The 13,839-nt window shown below is 38.8% G+C and carries 15 protein-coding genes; 12 read left to right on the top strand and 3 right to left on the bottom strand.

The window, feature by feature from the left end:
* Window positions 1–42: 42 nt before the first annotated feature.
* The gene (locus DV428_RS02755) at window positions 43–2,637 is read right to left on the bottom strand and encodes a penicillin-binding protein 1A (RefSeq protein WP_114908594.1); all 2,595 of its coding nucleotides are present in this window, start codon (window positions 2,635–2,637) and stop codon (window positions 43–45) included.
* Window positions 2,638–2,735: 98 nt separating this feature from the next.
* Between DV428_RS02755 and DV428_RS02760 the strand changes: the two genes are divergently transcribed.
* The 12 genes from DV428_RS02760 (at window position 2,736) to glmS (ending at window position 12,370) form a co-directional block, all read left to right on the top strand.
* On the top strand, window positions 2,736–3,533 hold the full coding sequence (locus DV428_RS02760; RefSeq protein ID WP_114908595.1) for a type IV pilus biogenesis protein PilM: 798 nt from the start codon (window positions 2,736–2,738) through the stop codon (window positions 3,531–3,533).
* A complete protein-coding gene (locus tag DV428_RS02765; protein WP_114908596.1) occupies window positions 3,534–4,040 on the top strand; it encodes a competence protein B in 507 nt (168 codons plus the stop codon).
* A complete protein-coding gene (comC, locus tag DV428_RS02770) occupies window positions 4,037–4,558 on the top strand; it encodes a competence protein ComC (protein WP_114908597.1) in 522 nt (173 codons plus the stop codon). Before DV428_RS02765 ends, comC begins: the two co-directional genes overlap by 4 nt.
* Window positions 4,555–4,968, top strand: a complete 414-nt coding sequence (locus DV428_RS02775) for a pilus assembly protein PilP (RefSeq protein ID WP_114908598.1) — start codon at window positions 4,555–4,557, stop codon at window positions 4,966–4,968. Before comC ends, DV428_RS02775 begins: the two co-directional genes overlap by 4 nt.
* Before the next feature lie 9 nt (window positions 4,969–4,977).
* Entirely contained in the window at window positions 4,978–6,315 is a 1,338-nt protein-coding gene (locus tag DV428_RS02780) for a type IV pilus secretin PilQ family protein (RefSeq protein WP_114908599.1), read from the top strand.
* Between the two features lie 8 nt (window positions 6,316–6,323).
* Window positions 6,324–7,010 carry a ComF family protein gene (locus DV428_RS02785; RefSeq protein ID WP_162790811.1) on the top strand — a complete coding sequence of 229 codons (687 nt, stop codon included), beginning with the start codon at window positions 6,324–6,326 and terminating at the stop codon, window positions 7,008–7,010.
* 76 nt (window positions 7,011–7,086) lie between these two features.
* Complete coding sequence (gene nfuA / locus DV428_RS02790) at window positions 7,087–7,683, top strand: Fe-S biogenesis protein NfuA (RefSeq protein WP_005634545.1); 597 nt, start codon at window positions 7,087–7,089, stop codon at window positions 7,681–7,683.
* Between the two features lie 67 nt (window positions 7,684–7,750).
* Window positions 7,751–8,548, top strand: a complete 798-nt coding sequence (gene nudC, locus DV428_RS02795; protein WP_114908601.1) for an NAD(+) diphosphatase — start codon at window positions 7,751–7,753, stop codon at window positions 8,546–8,548.
* Window positions 8,549–8,580: 32 nt separating this feature from the next.
* Window positions 8,581–9,171: a YjaG family protein gene (locus tag DV428_RS02800; RefSeq protein WP_114908602.1), complete on the top strand. Its 591-nt coding sequence runs from the start codon at window positions 8,581–8,583 to the stop codon at window positions 9,169–9,171.
* Between the two features lie 137 nt (window positions 9,172–9,308).
* Window positions 9,309–9,581: an HU family DNA-binding protein gene (locus DV428_RS02805; RefSeq protein WP_005634530.1), complete on the top strand. Its 273-nt coding sequence runs from the start codon at window positions 9,309–9,311 to the stop codon at window positions 9,579–9,581.
* A 127-nt stretch (window positions 9,582–9,708) separates the two neighbouring features.
* Window positions 9,709–10,482 (top strand): DeoR/GlpR family DNA-binding transcription regulator, encoded by a 774-nt coding sequence (locus DV428_RS02810; RefSeq protein WP_114908603.1) that lies wholly within the window; start codon window positions 9,709–9,711, stop codon window positions 10,480–10,482.
* 55 nt (window positions 10,483–10,537) lie between these two features.
* Window positions 10,538–12,370, top strand: a complete 1,833-nt coding sequence (gene glmS, locus DV428_RS02815; RefSeq protein WP_114908604.1) for a glutamine--fructose-6-phosphate transaminase (isomerizing) — start codon at window positions 10,538–10,540, stop codon at window positions 12,368–12,370.
* 119 nt (window positions 12,371–12,489) lie between these two features.
* Here glmS and fis read toward each other — a convergent pair whose 3' ends face one another.
* Together fis and dusB are read right to left on the bottom strand one after the other, a co-directional pair.
* Window positions 12,490–12,789: a DNA-binding transcriptional regulator Fis gene (fis, locus tag DV428_RS02820; protein ID WP_114908605.1), complete on the bottom strand. Its 300-nt coding sequence runs from the start codon at window positions 12,787–12,789 to the stop codon at window positions 12,490–12,492.
* The gene (gene dusB / locus DV428_RS02825; protein WP_114908606.1) at window positions 12,783–13,763 is read right to left on the bottom strand and encodes a tRNA dihydrouridine synthase DusB; all 981 of its coding nucleotides are present in this window, start codon (window positions 13,761–13,763) and stop codon (window positions 12,783–12,785) included. The genes fis and dusB overlap by 7 nt, the downstream gene beginning before the upstream one ends.
* Window positions 13,764–13,839 lie beyond the last annotated feature (76 nt).

Here is a 13,839-nt window from a genome sequence, read left to right on the forward strand (position 1 = left end):
GCCAATTGACTCGCCCGATTACACACTAAAGTGCGGTCATTTTTAGAAGAGTTCTTGTGGTTGCGTCGCTGGCGTATTGCCTTCATTATTTAAGCGTTGCTGTAACTCTGTAGGAACGTAATAACCACGCTCTTGCATTTCCGAAAGATAGGTTCTAGTTGGTTCAGTACCTACAATAAAATATTCTTTGCGCCCACCGTTTGGAGAAAGCAATCCAGTCATCGTATCAATACTTTTTTCCATAATTTTTGGCGGCAGTGGCAATTTACGTTCTGGCTTATCACTCAAAGCCGTTTTCATATAAGTGATCCAAGCTGGCATGGCTGTTTTCGTACCCGCTTCTCCGCGCCCAAGTACACGTTTGTTATCATCAAACCCGACATAAGTTGTGGTTACTAAGTTTGCACCAAATCCCGCATACCAAGCTACTTTTGAACTGTTGGTGGTACCTGTTTTACCGCCTATATCGCTACGTTTAATGCTTTGTGCAATGCGCCAACTTGTGCCTTTCCAGTCTAAACCTTGTTCGCCATAAATTGCCGTATTTAAGGCACTACGAATGAGAAAGGCAAGTTCGCCACTAATGACACGTGGCGCATATTCAATTTTCGACGAGGCATTTTTTGCTGCTGCCATTAAATCAATCGCATCTTCTTTAAGTGCGGTCATATTTGACTGTAATTCTGGCAGTTCAGGCACAGTTTCAGGTTGTTGATCTAATTCTTCGCCATTGGTGCTGTCATCTGTTGGTTTTAAGGCATTTTCGCCTAAAGGAATATTTGCAAATCCGTTGATTTTATCTTTCGTTTCACCATAAACCACAGGGATATCATTACACTCAATACAAGCAATTTTAGGGTTTGCGACAAATAATTCTTTTCCTGTGTTATCTTGAATTTTTTCAATAATATAAGGTTCAATGAGGAAACCGCCATTATCAAACACCGCATAAGCTCGCGCCATTTCTAATGGCGTGAAAGAGGCTGCACCAAGTGCTAAGGCTTCGCTAGCAAAATATTGATCACGTTTAAAGCCAAAACGTTGTAAAAACTCTGCAGTGAAATCAATACCTGCCGTTTGGATCGCACGAATAGCAATCATATTTTTGGATTGACCTAATCCTACGCGCAAACGCATCGGGCCATCATAACGATCTGGAGTGTTTTTCGGTTGCCACAGTTTTTGTCCCGGCTTTTGAATAGAAATTGGGCTGTCTTGTAATACACTAGAAAGCGTTAAGCCTTTTTCTAATGCCGCCGCGTAAATAAATGGTTTGATAGAGGAACCCACTTGAACTAAAGACTGTGTGGCTCGATTGAATTTGCTTTGTTCATAACTAAAGCCACCCACCACTGCTTCAATCGCGCCATTATCTGAATTAAGAGAAACTAATGCTGAATTTGCTGCGGGAATTTGTCCTAACTGCCATTCCCCATTAGCACGCTGACGAATCCAAATTTGCTCGCCGACTTTCACAGGATTACTTCTGCCTGTCCAACGCATTGCATTGGTTGATAAGGTCATTTTTTCTCCAGAGGCAAGCAATATATCAGCACCGCCTTTCACTATTCCAATCACTGCCGCAGGAATAAATGGCTCTGAATCAGGTAGTTTGCGTAGAAAACCGACAATGTGATCATTGTCCCAAGCGGTTTCATTTTTTTGCCATAATGGCGCGCCACCGCGATAACCGTGACGCATATCATAATCAATCAAGTTATTACGCACAGCTTTTTGTGCTTCATCTTGGTCTTTTGAAAGTACAGTGGTAAATACTTTATAACCACTGGTGTAAGCATTTTCTTCGCCAAAACGACGCACCATTTCTTGACGCACCATTTCAGTGACATAATCAGCACGAAATTCAAATTTTGCGCCGTGATAGCTCGCCACAATCGGCTCTTTCAATGCAGCATCATATTCTTCTTTGCTGATGTATTTTTCATCTAACATACGGCTTAGCACCACATTACGGCGTTCTTCTGAACGTTTTAGCGAATAAAGCGGATTCATTGTTGAAGGTGCTTTAGGTAAACCTGCAATAATCGCCATTTCAGATAAGGTCAATTCATTTAATGATTTACCGAAATAGGTTTGTGCAGCAGCCGCAACTCCATAAGAACGATAGCCTAAAAAGATTTTGTTTAAATAAAGCTCTAAGATTTCTTGTTTGCTGAGGGTATTTTCGATTTCTACTGCAAGCACCGCTTCGCGAGCTTTACGAATAATAGTTTTTTCTGGGGTTAAAAAAAAGTTACGCGCTAATTGTTGAGTAATCGTACTTGCACCTTGTGATGCACCGCCATTACTCACTGCGACAAATAATGCACGAGCAATGCCGATAGGGTCTAATCCGTGATGATCGTAAAAGCGGCTATCTTCTGTCGCTAAAAATGCATCAATTAAGCGTTGTGGCACATCTGCTAATTTCACTGGAATACGGCGTTGCTCGCCCACTTCGCCAATTAATTTACCGTCAGACGTATAAATCTGCATTGGTTGTTGTAATTCAACGGTTCTTAATGTTTCTACTGAGGGCAATTCAGATTTTAGGTGAAAATACAGCATTCCGCCAGCCACTAAACCTAAAATACATAAAGTTAATAGGGTGCTTAATATTAATTTTGCGATCCGCATCGTAAAATTCTCGCTTCGTTAATGAATATTCTTGTCAAGAGACCTATGATTTGGTTGTTAAGTATAAAAGATTCAGCCTTTAAAGAATAGGAAAGAATATGCAATTCCCCCTGAAAAATCACCGCACTTTACAAATCGGCATTCATCGTAAGCAGGGTTATTTTGATTTCGTGTGGTTTGATGATCTTGAACAGCCACAAAGTTATCAAATCTTTGTTAATGATCGTGATTTTAAAAATCGTTTTTTACAACAGCTAAAAACACAATATCAAGGGAAAACCTTTCCTTTACAGTTTGTGGCAAGCATTCCCGCTCACTTAACTTGGTCGAAAGTATTAATGTTGCCACAAGTGTTAAATGCGCAAGAATGTCATCAACAATGTAAATTTGTGATTGAAAAAGAGCTGCCTATTTCTTTAGATGAATTATGGTTTGATTATCGTTCTACCCCGTTAAAGCAAGGTTTTCAATTAGACGTTACTGCAATTCGTAAAAATACTGCTCAAACTTATTTGCAAGATTTTCAGCCATTTAAAATTAATGTATTGGATGTTGCGTCAAATGCTATTTTGCGTGCATTTCAGTATTTGTTGAATGAACAAGTGCGGTCAGAAAATACCTTATTTTTATTTCAAGAAGATGACTATTGTTTGGCGATTTGTGAAAGATCGCAGCAATCGCAAATTTTACAATCTCACGAAAATTTGACCGCACTTTATGAACAATTTACCGAACGTTTTGAAGGGCAACTTGAACAAGTTTTTGTGTATCAAATTCCCTCAAGTCATACACCATTACCAGAAAACTGGCAGCGAGTAGAAACGGATTTACCCTTTATCGCGCTCGGCAACGCACTATGGCAAAAAGATTTATATCAACAAAAAGTGAGTAGCTAAATGTCGATGAATTTATTGCCTTGGCGTACTTATCAACATCAAAAGCGTTTACGTCGTTTAGCTTTTTATATCGCTTTATTTATCTTGCTTGCTATTAATTTAACCTTGGCTTTTAGTAATCTAATTGAACAACAAAAACAAGATCTGCAAGCGCAGCAAACATCTTTTGAAAAACTTAATCAGCAACTTCATAAAACAACCAAGCAAATTGAACAGTTGCGTAGTGCAGTGCAGGTTGGCGAAATTTTGACATCTATTCCCAACGAGCAAGTAAAAAAGAGTTTACAACAGCTAAGTGAATTACCTTTTCAACAAGGAGAACTGAATAAATTTAAACAAGATGCGAATAACTTGAGCTTAGAAGGTAATGCGCAAGATCAAAGGGAATTTGAACTAATTCATCAATTTTTAAAGAAACATTTTCCCAATGTGAAATTGGGCCAGTTTCAGCCTGAACAACAGTCATTGTATTTTCGCTTTGATGTAGAACAAGGAGAAAAAAAGTGAAAGCCTTTTTTAACGATCCTTTTAATCCTTTTGGCAAATGGCTAAGTCAGTCTTTTTATGTGCACGGTTTAACTTTTTTATTGTTATTAAGTGCGGTGATTTTTCGCCCCATTTTAGATTATATCAAGGGGAGCTCACGTTTCCATGAAATCGAAAATGAGTTGGCAGAGAAACGATCAGAATTGTTGCATCAACAAAAAATTTTAACCTCTTTACAGCAGCAATCGGAAAGTCGAAAAGTTTCTCCAGAACTGGCTGCGCAAATTATGCCGTTGAATAAACAAATTCAACGTTTAGCTGCACGTAACGGTTTATCTCAGCATTTACGTTGGGAAATGGGGCAACAGCCTATTTTGCATTTACAGCTTACTGGGCATTTTGAAAAAACGAAGACATTTTTAACCGCACTTTTAGCTAATACGTCACAGCTTTCTGTAAGTCGGCTGCAATTTATGAAACCCGAAGACGGCCCATTGCAAACCGAGATCATTTTTCAGCTAGATAAGGAGGCAAAATGAAGTATTGGTTTTTCCTAGTTGCATTATTTTTTATGAATTGCAGTTGGGGACAAGATCCTTTCGATAAAACACAGCGTATCCATTCTCAGTTTGATAACGCACAAACAGCGATGGAGCAGACAGAAATAATTTCCTCAGATGTACCTAATAATCTATGTGGAGCAGATGAAAATCGCCAAGCGGCTGAAATTCCTTTGAACGCTTTAAAATTAGTGGGCGTAGTGATTTCTAAAGATAAAGCCTTTGCCTTATTGCAAGATCAGGCTTTGCAAGTTTACAGCGTTTTAGAGGGCGTTGATGTGGCTCAAGAGGGCTATATTGTAGAAAAAATCAACCAAAACAATGTTCAATTTATGCGCAAGCTAGGGGAGCAATGTGATAGTAGTGAATGGAAAAAATTAAGTTTTTAAAGGAAGATTATGAAGAAATATCTTTTAAAGTTCGGTTGTTTTTTAGTGTGTTTTTGTTTGCCATTAATCGTTTTTGCTAATCCTAAAACAGATAACGAACGTTTTTTTATTCGTTTATCACAAGCGCCTTTAGCCCAAACACTGGAGCAATTAGCTTTTCAACATGATGTCAATTTAGTGATAGATGAGACGCTAGAAGGCAATATTTCTTTGAAATTAGATAATATTGATATGCCACGTTTGCTACAAATAATCGCTAAAAGTAAGAAGCTTACTTTGAACAAAGATGAGGGCATTTATTATCTGAATGGAGGGCAATTAGGTAAAGGTCAAGTTGCAGGAAATCTTACTACAAATGAACCGCATTTAGTGAGTCACACTGTTAAACTCCATTTTGCTAAAGCTTCTGAATTAATGAAATCCTTAACGACAGGAAGTGGCTCTTTGCTTTCTCCTGCTGGGAGCATTACCTTTGATGATCGCAGTAATTTACTGGTTATTCAGGATGAACCTCGTTCTGTGCAAAATATCAAAAAACTAATTTCTGAAATGGATAAACCTATTGAGCAGATCGCTATTGAAGCGCGTATTGTGACAATTACGGATGAGAGTTTGAAAGAACTTGGTGTTCGGTGGGGGATTTTTAATCCAACGGAAAATGCGACGCGTGTAGCGGGCAGCTTAGCCGGAAATGGCTTTGAAAATATTACGGATAATCTTAATGTGAATTTTGCAACAACGACGACACCTGCTGGTTCGATAGCATTACAAGTCGCGAAAATTAATGGTCGATTGCTTGATTTAGAATTAAGCGCTTTGGAGCGTGAAAATAATGTAGAAATTATCGCAAGTCCTCGCTTACTCACTACCAATAAGAAAAGTGCGAGCATTAAACAGGGGACAGAAATTCCTTATGTTGTGAGCAATACTCGTAACGATACACAATCTGTGGAATTTCGTGAGGCAGTACTTGGTTTGGAAGTGACGCCACATATTTCTAAAGATAACAATATTTTGCTTGATTTATTGGTGAGTCAAAACTCACCAGGTTCTCGTGTCGCTTATGGACAAAACGAGGTGGTTTCTATTGATAAGCAAGAAATTAATACTCAGGTTTTTGCCAAAGATGGGGAAACCATTGTGCTTGGCGGCGTGTTCCACGATACGATCACAAAAAGCGAAGATAAAGTGCCAGTACTTGGCGATATACCTGGCATTAAACGATTGTTTAGTAAAGAAAGTGAAAGACATCAAAAACGTGAGTTAGTGATTTTTGTGACGCCGCATATTTTAAAAGCTGGGGAAACGTTAGAGGCGTTGAAACAAAAAAGTGTGGGTAAAAAATAACTTAGATGATGAGTTTTTTTAATTTTCGCTGTATCCACTGTCGTAGCAATCTTCATATCGAAAAAAATGGGCTATGTTCATGTTGCCAAAAACAAATTAAATCTTTTCCTTATTGCGGTCATTGTGGTGCGGAATTGCAATATTATGCGCAGCATTGTGGTAATTGTCTTAAACAAGAACCTAGTTGGGATAAGATAGTCATTATCGGGCATTATATTGAACCACTTTCTGTATTGATTCACCGTTTTAAATTTCAAAATCAATTTTGGATTGACCGCACTTTGGCTCGGCTTTTATATCTTGCGGTGCGTGATGCTAAACGAACGCATCAACTTAAATTGCCAGAAGCAATTATTCCCGTGCCGTTATATCATTTTCGTCAGTGGCGACGGGGTTATAATCAGGCTGATTTATTATCTCGGCAATTAAGTCGTTGGCTGGAGATTCCTAATTTGAACAATATCGTAAAACGCGTGAGACACACTCATACTCAACGTGGTTTGAGTGCAAAAGATCGTCGTCAGAATTTAAAAAATGCCTTTTCTCTTGCTGTTTCGAAAAATGAATTTCCTTATCGTCGTGTCGCGTTGGTGGATGATGTGATTACTACTGGTTCTACGCTCAATGAAATCTCAAAATTGTTGCGAAAATTGGGCGTGGAGGAGATCCAAGTGTGGGGACTGGCGCGAGCTTAATATAAAGCACTGGAAAAAAAAGCGCGATGAGCGTATTATTCCTGATACTTTCTCTCAAGTATTTAGGAACATAATTATGGAACAAGCAACCCAGCAAATCGCTATTTCTGATGCCGCACAAGCGCATTTTCGAAAACTTTTAGACACACAAGAAGAAGGAACGAATATTCGTATTTTCGTAGTTAATCCTGGCACCCCTAACGCGGAATGTGGCGTATCGTATTGTCCACCGAATGCCGTGGAAGAAAGTGATTTTGAAATGAAATACGACACTTTTTCTGCATTTATTGATGAAGTGAGTTTGCCTTTCTTAGAAGAAGCAGAAATTGATTATGTTACCGAAGAACTTGGTGCGCAGCTTACCTTAAAAGCGCCAAATGCCAAAATGCGTAAGGTGGCTGATGATGCGCCATTAATTGAACGTGTTGAATATGTGATTCAAACTCAAATTAATCCACAGCTTGCAAGTCATGGTGGACGTATCACTTTAATTGAAATTACTGAAGATGGTTACGCAATTTTACAATTTGGTGGTGGCTGTAACGGTTGTTCAATGGTGGACGTTACATTAAAAGATGGCGTAGAAAAACAACTTATTAGCTTATTCCCGAATGAATTAAAAGGTGCAAAAGATGTAACCGAACATCAGCGTGGAGAACACTCTTATTATTAGTGAGTTGTAAAAAGAAGATTTATAATAACCGCACTTTCAAAGTGCGGTTATTTTTATGGAGTAAAAAATGAAAACACTTCATCCAGATGATTTTGGTTATTGGTTGCTTACTCAGGGGGCGAACCTTTATTTGCTGAATAATGAGTTGCCTTGTGGTACGGCTAAAACCCTTGGAATGGAAGGATTGCAGGCAATGCAAATCGGTGAATGGAAAAATCATCCGTTGTGGCTTGTGGCTGAGCAACAAAGTGATGAACGAGAATATGTAAGTTTGCGTGGATTACTTTCTCTGCCAGAGGATGAATTCCATATATTAAGTCGTGGTGTGGAAATTAATCATTTTCTGAAAACCCATAAATTCTGTGGAAAGTGCGGTCATAAAACACAACAAACCCAAGAAGAACTCGCTGTTCAATGCACTCACTGCGGGTATCGCACTTATCCTGTAATTTGTCCATCGATTATTGTTGCGGTTCGACGTGGCAAAGAAATATTGCTTGCTAATCACAAGCGTCATTATCACCCGAACGGAGGAATGTATACCACTCTTGCTGGTTTTGTAGAGGTCGGTGAAACATTTGAACAAGCGGTACGGAGAGAGGTTTTTGAGGAAACAGGGATTTTGATAAAAAATATTCGTTATTTTGGTAGCCAACCTTGGGCATTTCCAAATTCTCAAATGGTCGGTTTTCTTGCTGATTATGAGAGTGGTGAAATTACGTTGCAGGAAAGTGAAATTCATGATGCGCAGTGGTTTTCTTATGATCAACCCTTGCCAGAATTACCGCCAACAGGTACTATCGCTCGCAAATTAATTCATGTGACGCTTGAACTCTGTAAAGCGGAACATAAATGCGATTCATAAATATTCCAACTCTTACGAATTAAGGAAATAAGATGCGAAACCCGATTCATAAACGTTTAGAAAACTTAGAAAGTTGGCAACATCTTACTTTTATGGCTGCTTTATGTGAACGTATGGCACCAAATTTTAAATTGTTCTGTCAAATGAACGAGCTTAGCGCTGAAGCCAAAACGTATCAAAATATTCTCAATTTGGTGTGGGAATATTTAACGGTTAAAGATGCCAAGATCAACTTTGAAAATCAGTTGGAGAAATTGGAAACGATTATTCCTGATGTGAATGATTATGAGAGTTTTGGTGTTGTACCTGCATTAGATGCCTGTCAGGCTTTAGCTGAAATTTTACATGCTATTATCGCTGGTGAAACATTAGAAAGAGCGGTGGAAATGAGTTTAATTTCTTTAGGTACGGTAACGAGTTTATTGGAAACTGAAACGGGGCGAGATTGGTCGGAAAGTGAGCTAAAAGAAAGTAAAGATATTCAAGCAGAACTTGATGTGCAATGGCAAGTTTATCGTTTGCTTAAAGAATGTGAAAAACGTGATATTGAATTAATTTTAGATTTAAAAAATGAGATCCGAGCCGAGGGAATCTCTAATATTGGTATAGAATTTCATCAATAACGTGAGATTTGTCACAATTTTTAAAAATCTTGCTTTTAATTCATCGTAAGTTAGATTATCCTTTGCACAGCTTTTGTGGTTAGCCCGCAGGCATATTTTGAAGAGTCAAATTTTTATTTAACAGAAGGTACAAATTTATGAACAAAACAGATTTAATTGACGCAATTGCAAGTGCTGCAGAATTAAACAAAAAACAAGCTAAAGCGGCGTTAGAAGCTACTTTAGAAGCTATTACTGCAAGCCTCAAAAAAGGTGAACCTGTACAATTAATTGGTTTCGGTACATTCAAAGTAAATGCACGTGCTGCACGTACTGGTCGTAACCCACAAACTGGTGCTGAAATTAAAATCGCAGCATCTAAAGTGCCAGCGTTTGTATCTGGTAAAGCATTAAAAGATGCAATCAAATAATTAATATTTGAATGATTTTAAACCCTGCCAATGAGCAGGGTTTTTTGTTGCCTAAAATTTACTTTACAAAACAATATTGTTTACATAAACTTTCGAACCGAAATTTATTGCATTTAAGGATAGCTTTATGAAAAAAAGTAGCCAGCCTCGTAATACTAAACAACGTCGCCATACAATTATGCAACTTTTGCAAGAACAAGGTGAGGTGAGTGTAGAGCAGCTAGTACAGCTTTTTGATATATCTGAAGTGACTATTCGTAAAGACTTAAGTGCGCTAGAAACAAATGGTTTTTTATTGCGTAAATATGGCGGCGCAATTTTAATGCCAAAAGAAATTATTGATGAAAACGAAAATGATGAACTTACGAAACGAAAGTTTGTCATAGCGAGAGCTGCCGCCGAACGTATTCGTGATCATAATCGTATTATCGTAGATAGCGGTAGTACTACGGCGGCTTTGATTAAACAACTTAATTTAAAACAAGGCTTAGTGGTCATGACGAACTCGCTTTCGGTAGCAACAGAATTGAGAGCATTGGAAAATGAGCCAACGTTACTGATGACAGGGGGAACTTGGGATACTCGTTCGGAATCGTTTCAAGGAAAAGTAGCTGAACAGGTGCTACGTTCTTACGATTTTGATCAACTTTTTATTGGTGCCGATGGCATTGATCTAACGCGAGGTTCTACGACTTTTAATGAACTTGTAGGATTAAGCCAGGTGATGGCAGAAGTTTCTCGTGAAGTTGTTGTCATGGTGGAATCTCAGAAAATTGGTCGAAAAATGCCAAATTTAGAATTAACTTGGCAACAAATTGATGTGCTTATTACTGATACAGGATTATCAGAACAAGACAAACAAGTCATTTTGGCTCGTGGCGTAGAAGTAATTTGCGTATAAAGTGCGGTTAAAAAAGTAGACGTATTTTTTATTTAATTAACAATAAGGAAAGCTTATGTGTGGTATTGTCGGCGCGGTAGCGCAACGTGATGTAGCGGAAATTTTAATTAATGGTTTACATCGTTTGGAATATCGTGGTTATGATTCTGCAGGCGTTGCAGTGGTAAATGAACATCATGAATTACAACGAGTGCGCTGTTTAGGTAAAGTTAAAGCATTAGATGAGGCGGTATCGGAGAAACCATTGATTGGTGGTACAGGCATTGCGCATACGCGTTGGGCAACGCATGGTGAACCATCAGAAACCAATGCTCATCCACATGCGTCAGGCACTTTTGCCGTAGTACATAACGGTATCATTGAAAATCATGAAGAACTTCGAGAATTATTAAGATCTCGTGGTTATGTATTTTTATCGCAAACAGATACTGAAGTGATTGCTCACCTCGTTGAGTGGGAAATGCGTAGCACGGATTCACTTTTAGACGCTGTGAAAAAAGCAGTAAAACAACTCACGGGCGCATATGGTATGGTGGTAATGGATAGTCGTCATCCTGAGCATTTAGTCGCAGCTCGTTCTGGCAGTCCGCTAGTGATTGGTTTAGGTATCGGTGAAAATTTCTTAGCTTCAGATCAACTTGCACTTTTAAGTGTTACCCGCCGTTTTATCTTTTTAGAAGAAGGGGATATTGCAGAAATTACACGTCGTACAGTTGATATTTATGATACTTACGGCAATAAAGTTGAGCGCGAAATTCACGAATCTAATCTTGAAAATGACGCGGCAGAGAAAGGTAAATTCCGCCATTTTATGCAGAAAGAAATTTACGAACAGCCAACCGCACTTATCAATACAATGGAAGGACGTATCAATCATGAAAATGTGATCGTCGATTCAATCGGTAATGGTGCAAAAGGCATTTTAGAAAAAGTTGAGCATATTCAAATTGTTGCTTGTGGTACATCCTATAATGCAGGTATGGTGGCGCGTTATTGGTTTGAATCTTTGGCTGGAGTGAGCTGTGATGTTGAAATTGCCTCAGAGTTTCGTTATCGCAAGTTTGTTACACGTCCAAATAGCTTATTGATTACACTTTCTCAATCTGGCGAAACAGCCGATACTTTAGCTGCACTTCGTTTAGCGAAAGAAAAGGGCTACATGGCGGCATTAACAATTTGTAATGTGCCAGGCTCTTCGCTAGTACGCGAATCAGATCTTGCATTTATGACGCGTGCTGGTGTTGAAGTTGGGGTGGCATCAACAAAAGCATTTACGACACAGCTCGCTGCGTTATTAATGTTGGTGACGGCACTTGGTAAAGTTAAAGGTCATATTTCTGCAGAAAAAGAGCAAGAGATTATCAAAGCAATGCAATCTTTACCTGCTGAAATTGAAAAAGCGTTAGCTTTTGATACAGAAATTGAGGCATTGGCTGAGGATTTTGCTGAAAAACATCATGCGCTTTTCTTAGGTCGTGGTGCATTTTACCCAATTGCCGTAGAGGCCTCTTTGAAATTGAAAGAGATTTCTTATATTCACGCTGAAGCATATGCGGCTGGAGAATTGAAGCATGGTCCATTAGCGTTGATTGATGCCGATATGCCAGTAATTGTTGTGGCGCCAAATAATGAATTATTAGAGAAAGTAAAATCGAATATTGAAGAAGTTCGTGCTCGTGGCGGTCAATTATACGTATTTGCCGATAAAGAAGCGGGCTTTACACCAAGTGAAGGAATGAAAATTATCACGATGCCAAAAGTCAATGATATCGTTGCACCGATTTTTTATACCATCCCAATGCAGTTGCTTTCTTATCATGTGGCCTTAATTAAAGGTACTGACGTAGATCAACCTCGTAACTTAGCGAAGTCTGTTACCGTAGAATAAAGTGCGGTTGATTTTAAGATAAATTTAAAGCACAGGTTATAGCTTGTGCTTTATCATGATTGAATGAAAAGGGCGAACATTAAAATGTTCGCCCTTTGCTATCTAAAAAAACGTATAACTTAGCCCATACCGTATTTTTTTAGTTTTTTACGTAATGTACCACGGTTGATACCAAGCATATTTGCTGCACGGGTTTGATTACCACGAGTATATTGCATAATCATATCTAACATCGGGTGTTCAACTTCCGCTAATACTAATTCGTAAAGATCATTCACATCTTGACCATCTAATTGTGTTAAATAATTACGCAATGCTTGTTTTACTGAATCGCGTAATGGTTTGTTGGTCACTTGTGATTGCGCATTTAATACTGATACCGTTAAGGCTTCAGCAGGATTACGTTGTTGTTCTAACATTTTTCTTTATCCAAAATTAAATTGAAAAAATCTTCCAATACAATGAGTTGCTCTTTCGGATCACTAATTGTATTAAAAGTCTGTTTAAAAACGGAATCAGGTTGAATTCCCTGTAAATACCAAGCCACATGTTTACGCGCAATGCGATAGCCTTTTTGTTCGCCATAGAATTGATGTAATTCTTGAATATGACGCAAAATTTGACCGCACTTTTCGTTTAAACTTGGCATTTGGCTTATCGAGTCATGCTCAATTAGATTTTCCACAGCTTGAAATAGCCAAGGGTTACCTAGCGCAGCACGACCGATCATAATGGCATCCGCTCCAGTATAATCGAGAACGAATTTTGCTTTCCGAGCAGAATCAATATCACCATTGGCTATAACCGGTATGGCAATTGCTTGTTTAACAGCTTTGATGTTGTCATATTCCGCTTCGCCTTCAAAAAGACAAGCTCGTGTACGACCATGCACTGTTAATGCTTGTATGCCACATTGTTCTGCAATTTTGCCGATTTGAACGCAGTTTCGATTAGATTTATCCCAGCCTGTACGAATTTTTAAGGTCACTGGCACATTGACGGCTGCCACTACTTCTCGTAAGATTTTTTCCACCAAATCTGGAAATTGCAACAACGCAGAGCCTGCGAGTTTGCGATTTACTTTTTTGGCGGGACACCCCATATTAATGTCAATGATTTGTGCGCCATATTCCACGTTGATAGCCGCAGCTTGTGCCATCTCGAGTGGATCACTGCCTGCAATTTGCACGGTATTGAGACCTAAATCTTCACTATGTGCCAAACGCAATTTGGATTTTTCGGTATGCCAAACTTGCGGATTTGTGGACATCATTTCTGAAAATGTGAGTCCAGCACCATAATATGCACAAAGACGACGGAAAGGCTGGTCGGTAATACCCGCCATTGGTGCAAGTAAAACACGATTTTTTAATTGGTATGAACCGATTCGCATTTTACGTTACCTTCCTAGTAAGTCTAAATCTAATTAGTGTCGAACTGGTCGACGACCGACAAGGCTGGCTATAATA

It is taken from the genome of Haemophilus haemolyticus (genome assembly GCF_003352385.1).
GTDB classification, from domain to species: domain Bacteria; phylum Pseudomonadota; class Gammaproteobacteria; order Enterobacterales; family Pasteurellaceae; genus Haemophilus; species Haemophilus haemolyticus_I.

Excerpts from the sequence above, each read along its gene's own strand:
- DV428_RS02775 (WP_114908598.1), top strand. The coding sequence starts at position 4,555 with ATGAAGTATTGGTTTTTCCTAGTTGCATTATTTTTTATGAATTGCAGT.
- DV428_RS02755 (WP_114908594.1), bottom strand. The coding sequence starts at position 2,637 with ATGCGGATCGCAAAATTAATATTAAGCACCCTATTAACTTTATGTATT.
- DV428_RS02785 (WP_162790811.1), top strand. The coding sequence starts at position 6,324 with ATGAGTTTTTTTAATTTTCGCTGTATCCACTGTCGTAGCAATCTTCAT.
- DV428_RS02765 (WP_114908596.1), top strand. The coding sequence starts at position 3,534 with ATGTCGATGAATTTATTGCCTTGGCGTACTTATCAACATCAAAAGCGT.
- nfuA (WP_005634545.1), top strand. The coding sequence starts at position 7,087 with ATGGAACAAGCAACCCAGCAAATCGCTATTTCTGATGCCGCACAAGCG.
- glmS (WP_114908604.1), top strand. The coding sequence starts at position 10,538 with ATGTGTGGTATTGTCGGCGCGGTAGCGCAACGTGATGTAGCGGAAATT.
- DV428_RS02780 (WP_114908599.1), top strand. The coding sequence starts at position 4,978 with ATGAAGAAATATCTTTTAAAGTTCGGTTGTTTTTTAGTGTGTTTTTGT.
- fis (WP_114908605.1), bottom strand. The coding sequence starts at position 12,789 with ATGTTAGAACAACAACGTAATCCTGCTGAAGCCTTAACGGTATCAGTA.
- nudC (WP_114908601.1), top strand. The coding sequence starts at position 7,751 with ATGAAAACACTTCATCCAGATGATTTTGGTTATTGGTTGCTTACTCAG.
- DV428_RS02805 (WP_005634530.1), top strand. The coding sequence starts at position 9,309 with ATGAACAAAACAGATTTAATTGACGCAATTGCAAGTGCTGCAGAATTA.
- dusB (WP_114908606.1), bottom strand. The coding sequence starts at position 13,763 with ATGCGAATCGGTTCATACCAATTAAAAAATCGTGTTTTACTTGCACCA.
- DV428_RS02760 (WP_114908595.1), top strand. The coding sequence starts at position 2,736 with ATGCAATTCCCCCTGAAAAATCACCGCACTTTACAAATCGGCATTCAT.
- DV428_RS02800 (WP_114908602.1), top strand. The coding sequence starts at position 8,581 with ATGCGAAACCCGATTCATAAACGTTTAGAAAACTTAGAAAGTTGGCAA.
- DV428_RS02810 (WP_114908603.1), top strand. The coding sequence starts at position 9,709 with ATGAAAAAAAGTAGCCAGCCTCGTAATACTAAACAACGTCGCCATACA.